24 protein-coding genes are annotated in these 17,919 nt (G+C 62.2%); 15 read left to right on the forward strand and 9 right to left on the reverse strand.

Translation table 11 applies throughout. The features are described from left to right. Positions 1 to 67: 67 nt before the first annotated feature. The gene (locus EO99_RS0107795; protein WP_029618085.1) at positions 68 to 1,684 is read left to right on the forward strand and encodes a glycoside hydrolase family 43 protein; all 1,617 of its coding nucleotides are present in this window, start codon (positions 68 to 70) and stop codon (positions 1,682 to 1,684) included. Between the two features lie 122 nt (positions 1,685 to 1,806). Next, a complete protein-coding gene (locus EO99_RS0107800; RefSeq protein WP_029618086.1) occupies positions 1,807 to 2,136 on the forward strand; it encodes an RcnB family protein in 330 nt (109 codons plus the stop codon). Between the two features lie 60 nt (positions 2,137 to 2,196). Here EO99_RS0107800 and znuA read toward each other — a convergent pair whose 3' ends face one another. Beyond that, positions 2,197 to 3,186, reverse strand: a complete 990-nt coding sequence (znuA, locus tag EO99_RS0107805; RefSeq protein ID WP_029618087.1) for a zinc ABC transporter substrate-binding protein ZnuA — start codon at positions 3,184 to 3,186, stop codon at positions 2,197 to 2,199. Positions 3,187 to 3,293: 107 nt separating this feature from the next. Between znuA and EO99_RS0107810 the strand changes: the two genes are divergently transcribed. From EO99_RS0107810 to EO99_RS0107860, 11 genes are all read left to right on the forward strand, one after another. Continuing rightward, positions 3,294 to 4,199, forward strand: coding sequence for an ATP-binding cassette domain-containing protein (locus tag EO99_RS0107810; protein ID WP_029618088.1), 906 nt, complete (start codon positions 3,294 to 3,296; stop codon positions 4,197 to 4,199). Further along, positions 4,192 to 5,019: a zinc ABC transporter permease subunit ZnuB gene (znuB, locus tag EO99_RS0107815; protein ID WP_029618089.1), complete on the forward strand. Its 828-nt coding sequence runs from the start codon at positions 4,192 to 4,194 to the stop codon at positions 5,017 to 5,019. The genes EO99_RS0107810 and znuB overlap by 8 nt, the downstream gene beginning before the upstream one ends. Continuing rightward, positions 5,016 to 5,423: a Fur family transcriptional regulator gene (locus EO99_RS0107820; RefSeq protein WP_029618090.1), complete on the forward strand. Its 408-nt coding sequence runs from the start codon at positions 5,016 to 5,018 to the stop codon at positions 5,421 to 5,423. The genes znuB and EO99_RS0107820 overlap by 4 nt, the downstream gene beginning before the upstream one ends. A gap of 162 nt (positions 5,424 to 5,585) precedes the next feature. Further along, positions 5,586 to 5,813 (forward strand): hypothetical protein, encoded by a 228-nt coding sequence (locus tag EO99_RS0107825; RefSeq protein ID WP_029618091.1) that lies wholly within the window; start codon positions 5,586 to 5,588, stop codon positions 5,811 to 5,813. A gap of 114 nt (positions 5,814 to 5,927) precedes the next feature. Continuing rightward, positions 5,928 to 6,065 carry a hypothetical protein gene (locus EO99_RS27985; protein WP_173425140.1) on the forward strand — a complete coding sequence of 46 codons (138 nt, stop codon included), beginning with the start codon at positions 5,928 to 5,930 and terminating at the stop codon, positions 6,063 to 6,065. A gap of 249 nt (positions 6,066 to 6,314) precedes the next feature. Further along, positions 6,315 to 6,530: a hypothetical protein gene (locus EO99_RS0107835; protein WP_029618092.1), complete on the forward strand. Its 216-nt coding sequence runs from the start codon at positions 6,315 to 6,317 to the stop codon at positions 6,528 to 6,530. After that, complete coding sequence (locus tag EO99_RS0107840) at positions 6,517 to 6,762, forward strand: hypothetical protein (RefSeq protein WP_029618093.1); 246 nt, start codon at positions 6,517 to 6,519, stop codon at positions 6,760 to 6,762. Before EO99_RS0107835 ends, EO99_RS0107840 begins: the two co-directional genes overlap by 14 nt. Positions 6,763 to 7,038: 276 nt before the next feature. Further along, a complete protein-coding gene (locus EO99_RS0107845; RefSeq protein WP_029618094.1) occupies positions 7,039 to 7,248 on the forward strand; it encodes a cold-shock protein in 210 nt (69 codons plus the stop codon). Between the two features lie 182 nt (positions 7,249 to 7,430). Next, entirely contained in the window at positions 7,431 to 7,811 is a 381-nt protein-coding gene (locus tag EO99_RS0107850; protein WP_029618095.1) for a DUF6481 family protein, read from the forward strand. Positions 7,812 to 7,898: 87 nt separating this feature from the next. Then, positions 7,899 to 8,942 carry a fatty acid desaturase gene (locus EO99_RS0107855; protein ID WP_029618096.1) on the forward strand — a complete coding sequence of 348 codons (1,044 nt, stop codon included), beginning with the start codon at positions 7,899 to 7,901 and terminating at the stop codon, positions 8,940 to 8,942. 70 nt (positions 8,943 to 9,012) lie between these two features. Further along, positions 9,013 to 9,300 (forward strand): hypothetical protein, encoded by a 288-nt coding sequence (locus tag EO99_RS0107860; protein ID WP_029618097.1) that lies wholly within the window; start codon positions 9,013 to 9,015, stop codon positions 9,298 to 9,300. A 54-nt stretch (positions 9,301 to 9,354) separates the two neighbouring features. Here the strand turns inward: EO99_RS0107860 and EO99_RS0107865 are convergent, their stop codons facing one another. After that, positions 9,355 to 9,882, reverse strand: coding sequence for a gamma carbonic anhydrase family protein (locus EO99_RS0107865; protein ID WP_029618098.1), 528 nt, complete (start codon positions 9,880 to 9,882; stop codon positions 9,355 to 9,357). A 131-nt stretch (positions 9,883 to 10,013) separates the two neighbouring features. On the opposite strand from EO99_RS0107865, the gene dusA reads away from it, so the two are divergent. Further along, a complete protein-coding gene (gene dusA, locus EO99_RS0107870) occupies positions 10,014 to 11,018 on the forward strand; it encodes a tRNA dihydrouridine(20/20a) synthase DusA (protein ID WP_029618099.1) in 1,005 nt (334 codons plus the stop codon). Between the two features lie 131 nt (positions 11,019 to 11,149). Next, a complete protein-coding gene (locus EO99_RS26250; RefSeq protein ID WP_051679756.1) occupies positions 11,150 to 11,923 on the forward strand; it encodes a PRC-barrel domain-containing protein in 774 nt (257 codons plus the stop codon). A 96-nt stretch (positions 11,924 to 12,019) separates the two neighbouring features. Here EO99_RS26250 and EO99_RS0107880 read toward each other — a convergent pair whose 3' ends face one another. The 7 genes from EO99_RS0107880 to gcvH form a co-directional block, all read right to left on the reverse strand. Continuing rightward, positions 12,020 to 12,691, reverse strand: a complete 672-nt coding sequence (locus tag EO99_RS0107880) for a DUF922 domain-containing Zn-dependent protease (RefSeq protein WP_081852004.1) — start codon at positions 12,689 to 12,691, stop codon at positions 12,020 to 12,022. 279 nt (positions 12,692 to 12,970) lie between these two features. Beyond that, positions 12,971 to 13,105 carry a hypothetical protein gene (locus tag EO99_RS28420; RefSeq protein ID WP_268871294.1) on the reverse strand — a complete coding sequence of 45 codons (135 nt, stop codon included), beginning with the start codon at positions 13,103 to 13,105 and terminating at the stop codon, positions 12,971 to 12,973. Between the two features lie 155 nt (positions 13,106 to 13,260). Beyond that, positions 13,261 to 13,461, reverse strand: coding sequence for a hypothetical protein (locus EO99_RS0107890; RefSeq protein WP_029618102.1), 201 nt, complete (start codon positions 13,459 to 13,461; stop codon positions 13,261 to 13,263). 57 nt (positions 13,462 to 13,518) lie between these two features. Continuing rightward, the gene (rpsU, locus tag EO99_RS0107895; protein WP_029618103.1) at positions 13,519 to 13,767 is read right to left on the reverse strand and encodes a 30S ribosomal protein S21; all 249 of its coding nucleotides are present in this window, start codon (positions 13,765 to 13,767) and stop codon (positions 13,519 to 13,521) included. Between the two features lie 412 nt (positions 13,768 to 14,179). Then, the gene (locus tag EO99_RS0107900) at positions 14,180 to 14,389 is read right to left on the reverse strand and encodes a cold-shock protein (RefSeq protein WP_029618104.1); all 210 of its coding nucleotides are present in this window, start codon (positions 14,387 to 14,389) and stop codon (positions 14,180 to 14,182) included. A gap of 303 nt (positions 14,390 to 14,692) precedes the next feature. Next, positions 14,693 to 17,557 (reverse strand): aminomethyl-transferring glycine dehydrogenase, encoded by a 2,865-nt coding sequence (gene gcvP / locus EO99_RS0107905; RefSeq protein ID WP_029618105.1) that lies wholly within the window; start codon positions 17,555 to 17,557, stop codon positions 14,693 to 14,695. After that, on the reverse strand, positions 17,554 to 17,916 hold the full coding sequence (gene gcvH / locus EO99_RS0107910; protein ID WP_029618106.1) for a glycine cleavage system protein GcvH: 363 nt from the start codon (positions 17,914 to 17,916) through the stop codon (positions 17,554 to 17,556). The genes gcvP and gcvH overlap by 4 nt, the downstream gene beginning before the upstream one ends. Positions 17,917 to 17,919 lie beyond the last annotated feature (3 nt).

The following is a 17,919-nucleotide window of genomic DNA, read 5'->3' on the forward strand; positions in this document are numbered from 1 at the left end:
TGGGGAGACGGTGCCGGCAGGCGGATGAGGGACATTTGCAGATATTCGACTTTGGAGGAGTGACACCATGATCCGCAACCCGATCCTGCCGGGGTTTAATCCCGATCCGTCGATCTGCCGTGTGGGCGACGACTACTATATCGCCACCTCCACCTTCGAATGGTACCCGGGGGTGCAGATCCATCACTCCAAGGATCTGGTCAACTGGACGCTGGTGCGCCGGCCGCTGGAGCGGCAAAGCCAGCTCGACATGCGCGGCAACCCCGACAGCTGCGGCATCTGGGCGCCATGCCTGTCCTATGCCGACGGCCTGTTCTGGCTCGTTTATACGGACGTCAAGCGCTACGACGGCAACTTCAAGGACGCCCACAACTACATCGTCACGTCGCCCACCATCGAGGGCGACTGGTCCGATCCCATCTACGTGAACTCCTCCGGTTTCGACCCATCGCTCTTCCACGACGAAGACGGCCGCAAGTGGTTCGTCAACATGCAGTGGAACCACCGCACCGAGAGCTATGGCGGCGCGCCGAAGAGCCCGGCCTTCGACGGTATCCTGCTGCAGGAATGGGATCCGGAGACGAAGTCGCTGAAGGGTCCGATCAAGAACATCTTCGCCGGCAGCCCGCTCGGACTGGTCGAGGGGCCGCATCTCTTCAAGCGGAACGGCTGGTACTACCTGACGACGGCCGAGGGCGGTACCGGCTACGACCACGCCGTCACCATGGCCCGCTCGCGCGCGACAGACGGTCCCTATGAGATGCATCCGAACATGCATCTCATCACGTCCAAGGACGCACCCGAGGCGATGCTGCAGAGGGCAGGGCATGGGCAGTATGTCGAGACGCCTGACGGCCAAGCCTATCATACGCACCTCTGCGGCCGTCCGATGCCGCCGAAGCGCCGCTGTACGCTCGGTCGGGAAACGGCGCTGCAGAAATGCGTCTGGAAGGACGACGGCTGGCTCTATCTCGCCCAGGGCGGCGTCGTGCCGGACGTCGAGGTTCCGGCACCGACCGATGTCGACGTGCTCGAACAACCCGCGCGCATCGAGACCCGCTTCGAACCGGGTCTGCTGCCGACCGAGTTCCAGTGGCTGCGCACGCCAAAGCCGGAGCGGATCTTCAGCCTCTCGGAGCGGCCGGGCCACCTGCGTCTCTACGGCCGCGAAAGTATCGGCTCATGGTTCGAGCAGGCGCTTGTCGCGCGGCGGCAGGAGCATCATTCCTTCCGCGCCGAAACGACGATCGACTTTTCTCCCGACACTTACCAGCAGGTGGCGGGCCTTACCCATTACTACAACCGGCACAAGTTTCATGCCCTGGTGGTGACGCTTCACGAAAAGCTCGGCCGCGTCGTCACGATCTTCTCCTGCGCCGGTGATTTCCCCCATGGCCGGATGGTCTTTCCGGTCGACAGCGGCGTCGCGGTGCCAGACGGAGCGGTCGACCTGGCGATGGAGATCAGGGAGAATGATCTGCAGTTCTTATGGCGCCCTGCATCTGGTGGCGGCTGGCAGCGGCTCGGTCCGGTGCTCGATGCGGGCGTCATCTCGGATGAGGGTGGGCGGGGCGAGCACGGCTCGTTCACCGGTGCCTTTGCCGGCATGCTTGCCTTCGACACGTCTGGACGCGCCCATCCGGCCGACTTCAGCCGCTTCGTCTATGAGCACATTGAATCCTGATGTTCTACATTAGCGCTGCTGCATAAAACGCTGTGGTCACTATATAAGTGTGATCTAGAATTTCAGCTGGCATTCGTCGGCGGAGCCTAGCCTCATCCTCGTCGACAACACGAGGAATGACCATGAAGAAGCTTGTTGCACTCATGCTCGCGGCCACGGTTCTGGCCGCTCCGATGGCTCAGGCGCGGGACGGTCACCGATATTCCGATCGCAGCCGCCACGTCGAGCGGCAGGTCAAGGTCGAGAAGAAGGTCGTGGTCAAGAAGCACCGGTGGAACAGGGGGCACAGGCTGTCCGCCGCCGAACGCCGCCACCTGCTCTATGTCAGGGACTATCACCGTTACCGGCTGTCCGAACCGCCGCGTGGGTACCGCTGGGTCAAGGTCGACAATGATTTCCTGCTGATCGGCATTACCTCGGGGATCATTTCGCGCATCATCGCCGCGCGATGACGTGGATAAAAAGAAGGGCGGCACGCGCCGCCCTTTCGATCAGTCAGTCTGCCACTTGCCTCAAGCGCCTGACAGGCAGTCCCTGAGGCTCGCCGCGATCGAGCGCATCAGGTCGAAATAGAGGTCCGGGCCCTCGGTCAGCGTCGCCCCTTCCGGGTCGAGCGTGCCGGAGCGGGCGTTCGTGCCTTCGGTGACCACCTGTATCAGTTTCGGCTCGAACTGCGGCTCGGCGAACACGCAGGCCGCGCCTAGTTCCTTTACCTTCTCATGGATTTCCTGCACCCGTTCGGCGCCCGGAATGGCTTCCGGGCTGACGGTCACCGAGCCAGCGACACGCACGCCATAATGTGCCTCGAAATACTGATAGGCGTCGTGGAAGACGACGAAGGGCTTGTCCTTGACCGGCGCCACCGTCTCGGCGATCTCCTTGTCGAGCGCGTCGATCCTTGTGTTCAAGGTTTCAAGGTTGGACGCATAGGTCGCGGCATTGTCCGGATCGGCGTCGACCAGCGCCTTCTCGATCGCGGACGCCATCGCCTTGGCGTTCGTCGGGTCCAGCCACAGGTGCGTGTCGAACGCGTCGTGATCGTGGTGATGGTCTTCGCCGGCCTCCGCCGTCTCGTCATGCGCATGGTCGTCGCCCTCGGCATGCTCTTCGTGCTCATGCCCCTCATCGCCATGGTCATGGGCGTCGAAGGCGCCGCCCTCGCGGAAGGGCAGCTTGGTCAGGCCGTCTACATCGTCAAGCTCGACGACCGTGGCGTCCGATGCGAGGGCCTGCAGCGGCTTCTCCAGGAAGGCTTCCATGCCGGGGCCCATCCAGAAGACCAGATCTGCGCCCTCGACGGCGCGGGCATTGGACGGCTTCATGGTGAAGGTGTGCGGCGAGGCCGCCCCCTCGACGATCAATGTCGGCTCGCCGACGCCCTGCATGACGGCGGCGACCAGCGAATGGATCGGCTTGATCGAGACGACCACGTCAGGGGCGGCCGATGCGGCCGTTGGGCCGAAAAGGATGGAAGATGCCAGGAGGAGGGCCGGGGTTTTCATCGCTGCGTCCTTGCTGTGAGGCTTGCCTGAGACTGTAATGTTATTACATCAATTGCGTAATGCTATAACGTGTGTCATAGCCTCAGGCAACAGGGCTGCAGAAAAAGATGCTGATGGATACCAGGGCCGGTCCGCAGGGCCGAAATCAACTCGTTGAACTCCGGCAGGCCGGGATCCGCCGCAGCGGGCGCTGGCTCGTGCGTGGCGTCGATCTCTCCATCGGCCGCGGCGAGATCCTGACGCTGATCGGCCCGAACGGCGCCGGCAAGTCGACGACGGCCAAGCTCGTCACCGGCGTCCTGCGTGCCGACGAGGGCACGGTCCAGCGCGCCGAGGATCTGCGCATCGGCTATGTTCCCCAGAAGCTCTCCATCGACTGGACCATGCCGCTGACGGTGCGCCGGTTGATGCGCCTGACCGGCCGTCTTGCCGACGATGATCTGACGGATGCGCTTTCGGCGACCGGCATTGCCCATCTCGTCGAGGCGGAGGTGCGCCATCTCTCCGGTGGCGAATTCCAGCGGGCGCTTCTTGCCCGGGCGATCGCCCGCAAGCCCGATCTGCTGGTGCTCGACGAGCCGGTGCAGGGCGTGGATTTCGCCGGCGAGACGGCGCTCTACGATCTCATCCGCGACATCCGCAAGACCACGGGATGCGGCATCCTGCTGATCTCGCACGATCTGCACATGGTCATGGCCGGCACGGATACCGTCATCTGCCTGAACGGCCATGTCTGCTGCCGCGGTACGCCCGAGGCCGTCAGCCGCAGCGAGGACTACCAGCGCCTGTTCGGCGGCAATGCCCGGGGGCTTGCGGTCTACAGCCACCGCCACGACCATACCCATCTCGATGACGGGCGGGTGTTGCACGGCGACGGATCGATCACAGATCATTGCCATCCCGGCGACGGGCATCACGCCCACGATCATCATCAGGAACACGACCATCACGGTCACGACCACCATGGCCACGACCATGCCACGCCAGCCGGGGAGGGGAACCGCCATGCTTGACGACTTCTTCGTCCGCGCCATGGTCGCCGGCATCGGCGTTGCACTGACGACTGGCCCCCTCGGGTGTTTCGTCGTCTGGCGGCGGATGGCCTATTTTGGCGATACGATGGCGCATTCGGCGCTGCTTGGCGTTGCCATCTCGCTGCTCTTCGATCTCAACCTGCTGCTCAGCGTGTTTGCGGTGGCGGTGGCGGTCTCGCTGCTTCTCCTGTTCCTGCAGCGGCGCCAGGCGCTCTCTGCGGATGCGCTTCTCGGCATTCTGTCGCATTCGACGCTGGCGATCGGGCTTGTTCTCGTCGCCTTCATGAGCTGGGTGCGGATCGACCTCATGGCCTTCCTGTTCGGCGATATCCTGGCGGTGACGCGCGAAGACATAGCGCTGATCTGGGGTGGTGGCATCGTCGTCCTCGCCGCCGTGGTCTGGCTCTGGCGCCCGCTCGTCGCCTCCACCGTCAGCGAGGACATCGCCGAGGCGGAGGGGCTGAAGCCGGAGCGTGCGCGGCTTCTGTTCATGCTGCTGATGGCGCTCGTGATTGCGATCTCCATGAAGATCGTCGGCATCCTGCTGATCACAGCCCTCCTCATCATTCCCGCAGCCACGGCTCGACGGTTTTCGGCCAGTCCGGAGCGGATGGCGGTCTTTGCGTCGCTGATCGGAGCGCTGGCGGTTGTCGGAGGACTGTTCGGATCCCTACATTATGATACGCCGTCCGGCCCCTCCATCGTCGTCGCCGCGCTGCTGCTGTTCATCCTCAGCCTTCTGCCGGGCAGTCGGGCGAACCGGGCCGAGGCGGCCGCCAACAGAGGAGTGCGCCCATGATTGCGCCCGCTTTGACCAAGAACCAGACGCTGGTCTTCGACGTGCTGTCGCACTCGGATGGGCCGCTCAGTGCCTATACGATTCTCGACAAGCTCCGTGACCACGGGTTTCGCGCGCCGCTGCAGGTGTACCGTGCGCTCGACAAGCTGCTCGAGCGGGGCATGATCCATAGGCTGGAAAGCCTGAACGCCTTCGTTGCGTGTGCCCACCAGGAGAAGGCCTGCTGCGGGGCACATGGCCATGGCACGGTTGCCTTTGCGATCTGCGAGAGCTGCGGACATGTCGTCGAATTCCATGACCACGCGGTGGATCACCGGCTCGACGACTGGGCCAAGCAGCGCAATTTCAAGCCGGCGAAGACGACGATCGAGATCCGCGGCCTTTGCGAGACCTGCGCCGCTTAGGCGCCTGCCTTGCTGCGGTGACAGACGCCAATGGTCTGCCGTTCGACACCTGATAAACCTTGCGTTTTCCACCGAATTGGCGCAAGGTTAATTGTCAGCAGCCGGATCAAGGGCGCTGCTGCTCCGGGGTTCACAGCCTTGGCCCCAACGAAAGGAGGACAGATGTCTTCCGACCTTCATCTTTACAGCCTGTCCCGTAACCTCGCTGGTATCAGCGGCTTCGGTTACCGCGAAAACATTCAGGATCGACAGGACCGCCACTCGGTGCAGTCGTCGACCTGGGCAAACCAGCGCGTCGATGTTTCCGCCGCGGGGCCTCGAATCACGCTTCCGCTGTCCGATACGATTGTTCTCGGAAAGCTGGGTGCGAGCCCGGTGCCTTCCATCTGAACAAGACGCTTCTGTCTCCGCGGGTGGCGGAGCGCTCAATGGTCGGTATCTTGCCGCGTTGGGGAGGAGCAGTCCGCAAACGACCGTTCAACACGACATCATCAGGAGAGCCAAATGGCCAAAGGTCAGGCAAAAAGCAACAAGGAAGTGCGAAAACCGAAGAAGGACAAGACAGCTGCAGCTGCCGTTGCCGCTCCGGGTTCGCAGGTTAAATTTGCCAACAGCACGGGCGACTTCGGCAAGAAGAAGTAGCCTCGGCTGATGCCGATAACCTTTGCAGCCTGTATCTGATGGTTGCCGGTTTCGCTCAGCGCCGCCTTGCACGCGGCGCCGACCACCACCACTTATAAACTCATGCTTCGCTCTTCAGGCTGGCGCTGCCAAGTCTGAATGAACCATCATCTTGGTTCTGTTGTCTGCGAAACTCACGGCTCCGCGAGATGCGGAGTGCACGACAGGCCTCGCCAAGCGCAGGCCTCACCTGGATTTTAGGATACACTTATGACCGACTTTACCCGCCATTCGGCGGAAAGCCTGTTCCGGCGCCCGGTTGCCGAAGGCTCCAATGCGGCCAAGCTCGAAGAAGTTCGTGCTCGGCAGACGCTCAGGAGCCGCGAGCGCAAGCCAGCGGAGCGGCAGGAACGTCTGCAAAGGCGGACGCAGAGCGCTGGCGACGGCGTGTTCAGCAAGAAGGAACCGACCCATGCGGATGTTTGACTATAACGCCAGCGCCGGACTTTACCCCTGCAAGACGGTAAAACGAACAAGCCGGCTCCGCTACCGCAGGTTCGATTCTGTCGCGGAAGCACTTCGCTTCGCAATGGAAGACATGCCGTCCGGGCTGTTGCGCGGATCGGTGCTCGAAGTGGAAGAAGCACGCTACGACGGCCAGCAGATGCAGAGGCTCTATGAATCGGAAGCCTATCCGCTTCCTCGCCGCAGCCTATAGGAACAAGATGCGGGCGGTCGGTCCTGTAACGACCGCCGCCGGGACGCCATCTTCGGCGTTCTGAGAAACGCCGTTTCCGGATGCGCCCCCCTTTCTCCCAAAACAAAACATTGACGTGAGAGACCTGGGGGCGTATAGAGAGACATCGATACTTTGTTTGCGATATTTGTTTTTGATGCGCTTTGCGCTCCGTAACGAACTTCCTTCTCTCAAAAGTCGAAAAACTCCGTTGGGCGTCGCCCAGCGGTGATCAATGTTGCTAAGAAAGGGTTCGTTATGGCCACTGGCACAGTTAAATGGTTCAACGCCACCAAGGGCTTCGGCTTCATTCAGCCTGACGACGGCAGTGCCGACGTCTTCGTTCACATCTCTGCCGTAGAGCGTGCAGGCATGGGTTCGATCGTTGAAGGTCAGAAGCTCGCGTTCGAACTTGAGCGCGACAACAAGTCGGGCAAGATGTCCGCAGGCCAGCTCCGCGCTGCCTAAGGCTTTTGGCCGCCGATGACCACGAATGTACTGGCGTGGCGGCAATAAGTTTCGAAAGGCCAGGCGCAAGTCTGGCCTTTTTGCGTTCACCAGTCCCTGCCGGACGGTGATCTGCGTCGGCTCCACCCGGAAGCGGTGGGAGCCAGAAGAGCCAACCTAAACGAGATCCAAAGGAATATCTGTTGAAACACCCTAACGATAACGGCTTTGCTGAACGCCGCACCACGGCTGCAGAAGCGAAGCGACAGCTTCTGGCAAAGTTTGCATCGGCTCCAAAGCCCACCGATCCTGAAATGCAGGAAAAGCTGGCTGCCCGCGAAGCAGTGAGCCTCGCCCGCGAAGCACGGCGTGCCGAACGCGAAGCGCAGAAGGCAGCGGAGAACGAGCGATTGCTGGCCGAGGCCGGCGCCGAGGCGGCTGCGGCCGAGGCCGAGGAAAAGGCAGTTGCGGAAGCCCGTCAGGCCGAGGTTGCCGACCGCGTTTCGCGCGTCGTGGCAGACGAAGCAGCCCGCAAGGCGGAACGTGACCGCCGCTATGCTGCCCGCAAGGCCCGCAAATCCTGATCCATTGCTGTTGCGCCCGCATGTCGGGCGCAATCAACCATTCCGGCAGGCAGCTGCCGACCCATCAAATACCGGAAAATTATGCAAATGAACGCCCGCGTCCAGACATCTGCTCCACCCTCCGACGACAATGCCGGGGCATGGTTGAAGATTCTTGCGCCTTATCGGCAGCCTGATATCGGGCGTAGTGCATTCGAGCTCCTTGTCACGGTCGTGCCTTTTGCGATCTTCTGGGCGGTCGCCTATTTCTCCTTCGCCTACGGCTTCTGGGTCGGGCTCCTGGCCATCATCCCGGCCGGTGCAGCACTTCTGAGGCTGTTCATGATCCAGCACGACTGCGGTCATGGCTCCTTCTTCGGCCGCCGCAAGCTCGACGACTGGACCGGACGCGTCCTTGGGGTGCTGACACTCACGCCTTATGACTACTGGCGCCGGGCGCATGCTGCCCATCACGCGACGGCAGGCAATCTCGACGAGCGCGGCATCGGCGACATCACCACGCTGACGATCGCCGAATACCAGGCACTCTCACCCTTCGGGCGCCTCGGATACCGTCTCTACCGCCACCCGCTGGTGATGTTCGGCATCGGCCCGGCCTGGCTGTTTCTCTTCAAGCAACGCTTGCCGTTCGGGATGATGAAGTCCGGTGCACAGCCTTGGGTTTCGACGATGTCGACGAACCTTGCGGTCGCGGTTCTGGCTGGCCTGATGATCTGGGCGATCGGCGTCGTGCCGTTCCTGGTCATTCACCTGCCGATCGTTCTCCTGGCCGGCGCTGCGGGCATCTGGCTCTTCTACGTGCAGCATCAGTTCGAAGAGACGCATTGGTCTGCTGGCGAGGACTGGAAGTTCCCGAACGCCGCCTTGCATGGGGCTTCGCATTACGACCTGCCTCCGGTGCTGCGCTGGGTCACCGGCAATATCGGCATCCACCATATTCACCACCTTGCCAGCCGCATTCCGTACTACCGGCTGCCGGAGGTGCTGCGTGACCACCCGCAATTGGCGGATATCGGCCGCATTACCATCCGCGACAGCCTTCGCTGCGTGAAGCTCGTCCTCTGGGACGACCAGCGCCAGAAGCTTGTTTCCTTCCGCGATGCAGCCCTGACGTCTGCGGCGCGCGCCTAACCGACTGCTTCGGCCGGTCAATACGATCGCCGGACGGCCATAACCGATCCGACTGACGAAAGACGAGAACATGATTGAACTAACGCCGACCCAGATTCGCGGCCTCAAACTTGCCAAGGACGGCGATGTCTATCCGCAGGTCGGAAAGAAGTGGACGCACCTCAACGCCGAGATCACCTATGCCAGGACCGACCGCTTCAAGGAGCGACCGCAGAAGATCAAGTTCCTGACCACCACGACGCTGACGGAACTTCGCGAGCACGGGCTCCTGAAGCCGGTCGATCCGGACATCGCTCCCGAGGAGTCGGCACATGGCATCACCATGGCCGGCAAGATCCTGCTTCTCAAGATCAAGTAGCATCGACGGAAATGACGGGTACCGTTGTCGCTTGCGACAACGGTACCCGCCTTTCTAGATCGCGCGCAAATCCTGCGCAAACACCTTCCATCGCTCCACGTAGTGGGCGGCAGATCTCTGCAGTGCTGCCACGGCCGCTTCATCCAGGAGACGGACCGCTTTTGCGGGCGAGCCGACAATCAGTGAATTGTCGGGAAACACCTTTCCTTCGGTAACGAGCGCATTGGCGCCCACGAGGCAGTTGTTGCCGATGCGTGCGCCATTGAGAATGGTGGCGCCCATGCCCACCAGCGAGTTCTCGCCGATCGTGCAGCCATGAATGATGGCGTGATGGCCGATGGTGCAGCCGGGACCGATGCTGACCGGAAAACCGATATCGTTGTGGATCATCACGCCTTCCTGGATATTGGTGCCGGCCCCGAGCAGGATGGGCTCGTTGTCGCCGCGCAGGACTGCACCGAACCAGATCCCGACATCCTCACCGATATCGACGTCGCCGATCACGGTCGCATTCGGAGCGATCCAGTAACTGCCGGGGGCAGGGGTCTTCGGCACAATCTTGCCGAGAGCGTACAGCGGCATGTTTTCTCCTTCCGTGGCGCGATCGGGCATGTTGCCGACGCGATCTCCGATACTAGCGCCTCCGCCAGCGTTGGCAAAACTGGCGATGATGCCGCACTTGTTGTATGAGCGGCGCGAACGAAAGGTAGCCGATGTACGCTGATGCGCTGAAGAACGGCCGCAAGATCTTTGCTGTTGCCCCGATGATCGATTGGACGGACAGGCACTGCCGCTATTTCCATCGGCAGATGAGCGGTCATGCGCTGCTGTACACCGAGATGGTGGTTGCCGATGCGATCATTCATGGTCCGAGGGACAGGCTGCTGTCGTTCTCGCCGGCGGAACATCCCGTGGCACTGCAGGTGGGGGGATCCGATCCCGCCAAGCTTGCCGAGGCGGTAAGGATCGCGAGCGATTACGGATATGACGAGATCAACCTCAATGTCGGCTGCCCGTCAGACCGGGTCCAGTCGGGTACATTCGGCGCGTGCCTGATGCGCACGCCGGAGCTTGTCGCCGATTGCGTGGCGGCGATGAAGGCGGCGGCCTCCGTGCCGGTGACGGTCAAGTGCCGCATCGGTGTCGACGATCAGGAGCCTGAGGCGGTGCTGCCGGATTTCCTGGCGCGGGTGGTCGGGGCCGGGGCGGACGCCATCTGGATCCATGCCCGCAAGGCCTGGCTGCAGGGGCTCTCGCCGAAGGAGAACCGCGACATCCCGCCGCTCGACTATGCGCTCGTTCACCGGATGAAGCAGGAAAACGCCGACGTGTTCCTGGGTATCAACGGTGGCATCGCAGACCTGGAGCAGGCTGCCGAACATCTGGCGCGGATGGATGGCGTGATGGTCGGTCGTGCCGCCTATCAGAATGCCGGACTTCTGGCTGAAGTCGACGAGAGGCTTTTTGGCGCTCCCCACCGGGAGACAGACTGGCTGGCGATCCGTGACGCGATGAAATCCTATGCAGAGGGTGTCATGGCATCGGGTGGACGGCTGAACCATATCACCCGCCACATGGTCGGCCTATTCCAGGGATTTGCCGGCGCACGGCGGTATCGGCAGATCCTGTCGACGGAGTCGACAAAGCCAGGCGCAGGGGTCGAGGTCATCGACGCAGCCTTCGCGGCGGTCGACATTGCAGCCGGGCCGAAGCACTAGGCGGCAGAGCAGCGTCAGGCCGGCTGAGGGCGGAGAAGAAACTGCAGGTCGAATTCGACCGGATCGATTAGGGAACCATCCGCCGCGGAAATTGTTCTTCCATTGTCCTATTCACGGCAAAGGAGCCTAACATGACCAAGCGTATGCTTTCCATCCTTCTTCTCTCCGCGGCCTTCCCGCTGGGTGCCTATGCACAGACGAACGACGGCGCTACGACCATTGCTCCCGCCGCACCTGGTGCCGCGCAGGAAGGTTCGATGACGAACCAGAACGATGCCACCGGCGGCATGAATGCTGCGCCGATGGGTCAGACTGCAGACGCGTCCAGCATGACCGAAGGTCCGTTCGTGACCGTTCCGGAAAGCGGCGCATGGCGCGTCAGCGATTTCGAAGGCAAGGCAGTCTACGGCACCGACGGTGAAAGCATCGGTGAGATCAACGACGTGCTCGTCAGCCAGGACGGTTCTGTCAATGCCGTGATCATCGGCGTCGGCGGCTTCCTCGGCATCGGCGAAAAGGATGTCGCGGTCGACATGACGGCCCTCGAGCTCGGCCCGGGTGCAACCCAGGCGGAAGCAGACCAGGCCGCCTCGACGATGAACGATGACGTATCGGCCGAAACGACCGCTTCGACGGATACCACCGCGACCCCACCAGTCGCTGGTACGGCTGCCACCGGCACCGGTACAGCCATGACCAACGACACCGCCGCCACTGGCAACACGACCACGGGTACCGGCATGCCGGCAACCGGCGATGACGCCCAGATGGCCGCCAACACCGGTGGTGAAACCATCCAGATCGGCGATGATGGTCTTCCGGACCGTATCGTTCTGAATGTTACTCGCCAGCAGCTCGAAGACGCCCCTGCGTTTGAAGGGGTTCGCGGCGAGATGCAGGAATAATAAAGACTTCCGCATCGGTAATGTCTCGACTTCGGCCCCCGCAGTTTTCTGCGGGGGCCTTTTTGCGTCCAGTGTCCTGCGATGAACTTCTGGAATTCAGGGGCCGTTCACCAGTGCCAGGATCAACCGGTGGACGCCGCCGCCCTCCGTCAGTTCAACCTGGTCAAAGGCCCGGCTCTGCGCCACGCGCTCGTCGGAGAACTGCTTCAGGCGTGCCTGCAGCGTCTGGCGGACCTTCGTGCACTTGGGATCGTTCTCTTCTCTCAATCCCCGACTGAAGGTCTCGATGCCCCGGACCATGTCGATGATCTGTGTTCCATGAACCCGCTCGTGCTTCTCCACCCCATCGATGAACCGCTGCCAGCTTTCAGCGATTGCGCTGGTCAGGTTCTTCGGCGCCCTGGGCAAGGTATACGTGATGATGAGCTTTGGCTTGGCGACGGCGAGAACACAGGCACCGTCCGGTTGCGGGCGATAATCTCGGGTCCAGGTGAGCTTGAAGGTCGTGACGGCCACGGCCTGACCGACCCCGGCGGCCGGGCCGCGTTCGCCGATCGAGCGGTAGAGGTCTATTCCGGTGCTGCCGCTGACGGCATAGGCCCGGACTTCCTCGACCGGCTGCCAGACGGATGCGGGCGGCAAGGGCGCAGGTGGAAAGCTGCTCTCCGTTGCGGAAGCAGGCGCCGCGACAAGGGCTGCCAGCAAGGGTGCTGCGAGCAGAACTGAGGCTTGACGACGGGGCTGCAGGTTGGGGAGGGTGTGATCCATGGCAAACCCTAGGATGGAGCGGCTCGCAGGGGAAGGGGTCGCCAGAGCCGACGTACCCATTTCAGACAGAGCCATAACGATGCGATGACCTCGAAAGCGATTTCGAGCGACAGGTGTCGGATCTCGATCATTTGCCAGTTCACCACAGACGCGAACGGCGAGGACATGGTGTCCCGGAAGATCGGAAACGGATCTGGCTTGCAACGCTGGCAAAGACGGAGTTCGGCGCTTCTTGCGATGCTGGGCAGCGCAGTCAGCCTTGCGGCGCGGCTGCAGGCGTCAGGATAGCAGCCAGGATATGCCGCCACCAAGCACAACGAACACGGCGACGATCGCAACGAACCGGCCGGTGCCAGACTGCGAGTCCGTATCGAAGAATTTGTCCCAGAACGCGTTCTGATCTTGATGTTCCATGGTCGCTCTCCTGTCGTCGATGCAGTCTTTGCGAATAGCTCCTCGGACTGCGCTGTCAATGGAAAGATGACGGGCCGGGGAAGGAAGACGGACAATTCAGGGTAAATAAATGCACCGAAAGGGTCTTCAGTCACCCTTGGTGTGGTCGTGCGACCTCAGCTTTTGCGGCCGCGCTTTTTTGGAGTCTCGGACGGAGCCGGTTGGGCAAGACGCAGCGCCTTCAGCTTTTCCGTCTTCTTCTCGCGCTCGGTTGTCTCGGCATCGAGAATGTCCCGGACGACAGAGTTGGTCTGCTCAGCCTTCGCCTGGGCGGACATCTTTGCCGGTTTGAAGAATTCGTCCTTGGTCGCGGTCATGGCATGCTCCTCTGCATGAACGGTGAACGCGGCCGCTAGGGCCGCGTCGTGATAGCGTCAGCGGGCGGGACGACCGGCAACGATCTTCTTCTTTGGCATGGGCAGCAGGCCTTCGCGCTGCATCTGCTTGCGCGCCAGCTTGCGCTGCCGGCGGATGCCTTCCGCCTTTTCGCGAGCCCGCTTCTCAGAAGGCTTTTCATAGGCAGTGCGTGCCCGAATTTCGCGGAACAGACCTTCACGCTGCATCTTCTTCTTCAAGACGCGCAGTGCCTGATCAACATTATTGTCTCTGACGAGTACCTGCAAAAATAGCTCCTTTCCGGCCATCGGCCGTCACTTCTTGATCCAAATCGCCTTTGGATCGACCCAGGAGAATGTCGCTGAAGGGGAAGCGGGTCTTCCTTGCCCCTTCAGCTCGGATGAAACCGACAATCAATCTCGGCTTCGATGATGCGCCACCCGAGACTTCCGTCTTCGAAGCGGACGCGTGTATTGTGCTAGGCTCTGCGCTTCCGGCAAGACCGAGTCAATGGAAAGATGCGGATGCTCCGCCTTATGGGCGGTGCCGCTTTTCAAACCATTGTCGCCGAAGGATCAACGGCGATGGCATGCCGGTCTTCCCCGTGCGCAAAAACAAAAGGTCGGGACTGCTCCCGACCTCCATTATCATTACCTCGACGCGCCAGTACATCCGTGGTTGCGCGTGGCAATGAAAACCTTAAGCGGCCTGCAGGTTGTCTGCAGAGCTCTTGCCCGAGCGCTTGTCCTGGACGATGTCGTAGCTGATCTTCTGACCTTCGGTCAGGCCACGCATGCCGGCGCGCTCAACGGCCGAAACATGGACGAAAACGTCCTGGCTGCCATTGTCGGGCTGGATAAAACCAAAGCCCTTGGTGCTGTTGAACCACTTAACGGTACCTGTGTTCATAACGATATCCTTACTATCGCGGATGGGCCCGGTCTTAGAGACCGATCTGAAAATCGACGATGACGAGGAAATCTGAAACGGCCGTTTAGGGGCTACAAAAGTCGCTAGCAAAGTTCGATAGCGTTAACATAGCGCCAAAACTCTACAAGACAAGTGCCGTCAGGAAATAAAAACGCCCTTATGCGCAGGCTCTTGCCCTATCATCTCCACCCCGGATCGCGCAAGCCTGACTTTCTGCGGCGTTGAACGATGGACACCGGAGACGCCGCCCTGGCAGGCGGCACCCCCGGTCATCTGTCGAACTCACTCCGCCGCTTCGGCATAGTCCTCCATCGGCGGGCAGGTGCAGACGAGGTTGCGGTCGCCGTAGACGTTGTCGATACGGTTGACCGGCGACCAGTACTTGTCGACCCGGAAGGAGCCGGGCGGGAAGCAGGCCTGTTCGCGCGAATAGGGCCGATCCCAGTCGCCAACGAGATCCTCCACCGTGTGCGGCGCGTTCTTGAGCGGGTTGTTGTCCCGGTCCATGCGTCCGTCCTCGATGGCGCGGGCCTCCTCGCGGATGGTCAGCATGGCATCGCAGAAACGGTCGATCTCCGCCTTGGTCTCCGATTCGGTCGGCTCGATCATCAGCGTGCCGGCCACCGGCCAGCTCATGGTCGGCGCATGGAAGCCGCAGTCGATCAACCGCTTGGCGACATCGTCGACGGTAACGCCGGCCGATGCGTTGAGCGGGCGGGTGTCGATGATGCACTCATGCGCCACGCGTCCCGCTTCCGACTTGTAGAGCACGTCGAATGCACCCTTCAGACGGGCCGCGATGTAGTTGGCGTTGAGGATAGCGACCTTCGTCGCCTGCGTCAGTCCCTCGCCACCCATCATCAGGCAGTAGGACCAGGAGATCGGCAGGATGGACGGAGAGCCGAACGGGGCTGCCGAAACGGCACCCTCCCGGCCATCCCACTGCGGGTGACCCGGAAGATGCGGCGCCAGATGCGCCTTCACGCCGATCGGACCCATGCCAGGCCCACCGCCACCATGCGGAATGCAGAAGGTCTTGTGCAGGTTGAGATGGCTGACGTCGGAGCCGATGTCACCGGGCCGGGACAGGCCGACCATGGCGTTCATGTTGGCCCCGTCGAGATAGACCTGACCGCCATGCTTGTGGGTGATCGCGCAGATCTCGCTGACGGTCTCCTCGAAGACGCCGTGCGTCGACGGGTAGGTAATCATGCAGGCCGCCAGACTGTCGGCATGCTGTTCGGCCTTGGCCCGGAAATCGTCGAGGTCGACGTCGCCGTTTTCCTTTGCCTTGACCGGTACCACCTTCATGCCGACCATCTGCGCGGAGGCAGGATTGGTGCCATGCGCGGAGGTGGGGATCAGGCAGACGTCGCGGTGGGTGTCGCCGCGGGCGATGTGGTAGTTGCGGATGGTCAGGAGCCCGGCGTATTCACCCTGGGCTCCTGAATTCGGCTGCATGGAGAAAGCGTCGTAACCGGTGATCTGGCAGAGCTTTGCCGACAGATCGTCGATCATCTCCTTGTAGCCGAGGGCCTGGTCGGCGGGCACGAAGGGATGGATGTCGGAAAACTCCGGCCAGGTAATCGGCAGCATTTCCGCTGTCGCATTGAGCTTCATCGTGCAGGAGCCGAGCGGGATCATCGCCCGGTCGAGCGCCAGATCGCGGTCCGAGAGACGGCGGATGTAGCGGGTCATCTCGCTTTCGGCGCGGTTCATGTGGAAGATCGGGTGGGTCATGTACTCCGACTTGCGCAGGAGTTCGCCCGGCAGGCGGTAGTCGGCGGAAAAATCGCCGGCCTTGAAGTTGCCGCCGAAGGCGCGCCAGACCGCTTCCAGCGTCGCCGGCCGCGTCCGCTCGTCGAGTGACATGCCGATCTTCGTCTCGCCCACCTTGCGCAGGTTGACGCCCTCCGCCACGGCTGCCCTCAGGATCAGGGCCTGCATGTGGCCGACCTCGACGGTGAAGGTGTCGAAGAAGGCCTCGGGCTCGACGGCGTAGCCGAGCTTCTCCAGCCCCTTGGCCATCAGCACCGCCTTCTTGTGGACCTGCTGGGCGATTGCCTTCAAGCCTTCCGGCCCGTGGAAGACGCCGTACATGGAGGCCATGACCGCCAGCAGCACCTGGGCGGTGCAGATGTTGGAGGTCGCCTTCTCGCGGCGAATATGCTGTTCGCGGGTCTGCAGTGACAGCCGATAGGCGCGGTTGCCGCGGGCATCCACGGAGACGCCGACGAGACGGCCGGGCATGGCGCGCTTGTGCGCATCCTTGACGGCCATATAGGCGGCGTGCGGGCCGCCGTAGCCGACCGGGACGCCGAAACGCTGCGAGGAACCGATGGCAATATCGGCGCCCATTTCGCCCGGCGACTTCAGGAGCGTCAGCGCCAGCGGGTCGGCTGCAACGGCAGCGACCGCGCCGGTCTGGTGCAGGCGGGCGATGAGACCGGTGAAGTCACGGACGTGGCCGTGGGTGCCCGGGTACTGGAAGATGGCGCCGAAGACATCCACAGGATCGAGATCGGTGAAGGGGTCGCCGATGATCACGGTCCAGCCGAGCGGCGCTGCACGGGTCTCGATCAGCGCGATCGTCTGCGGGTGGCAGGCGGCGTCGACGAAGAAGGCGGTCGCCTTGGACTTCGCCTGGCGCTGGCAGAGCGCCATGGCTTCGGCAGCCGCGGTCGCCTCGTCGAGCAGCGAGGCGTTGGCGACATCAAGGCCGGTCAGATCACAGATCATCGTCTGGAAGTTGAGCAGGGCTTCCAGGCGACCTTGGGAGATTTCCGGCTGGTAGGGCGTATAGGCCGTGTACCAGGCGGGGTTTTCGAGAATGTTGCGCTGGATCACCGGCGGCGTGATGGTGCCGTAATAGCCCTGGCCGATCAGCGTGGTCAGCACCTGATTCCTGTTGGCCGTCTCGCGCAGCTTGTCGAGCGCCTCGCGCTCGGACAGGGCGGCGCCCCAGGCAAGCGGTTCCGTCTGGCGGATCGAGGACGGCACGGTGGCGTCGATCAGCGCGTCGAGCGTCGGATAGCCGATGACCTTCAGCATCTCGGTCATCTCGGCAGGCGACGGGCCGATATGGCGGCGGTTGGCGAAGTCGTAGGGCTGGTAATCGGTGAAATGGAAGTCGGTGCTGTCGCTCATCCGATGAGATCCTTGTAGGCGGCTTCATCCATCAGTGCGTCGAGATCGGAGGTGTTCTTCAGCTTCAGCTTGAAGAACCAGCCGGCGCCCTGCGGGTCCGAGTTGACGACGGATGGATCGTCGACGATGGCCTGGTTGATCTCGGTGACTTCTCCGTCGAGCGGCGCATAGACGTCGGAGGCGGCCTTGACGGACTCCACCGTGGCGGCATTGCCGTCCTTGGTGAGCTCGGTGCCGACGTCCGGCAGTTCGACGAAGACGAGATCGCCAAGCTGCTCTGCGGCATGCGTCGTGATGCCGACGGTGGCGACATCACCTTCAAGCTTCAGCCATTCGTGTTCGGCGGTGAATTTCAACATGGT

The sequence above is a fragment of the Pseudorhizobium marinum genome, assembly GCF_000705355.1.
In the GTDB taxonomy this organism is placed as follows: domain Bacteria; phylum Pseudomonadota; class Alphaproteobacteria; order Rhizobiales; family Rhizobiaceae; genus Neorhizobium; species Neorhizobium pelagicum.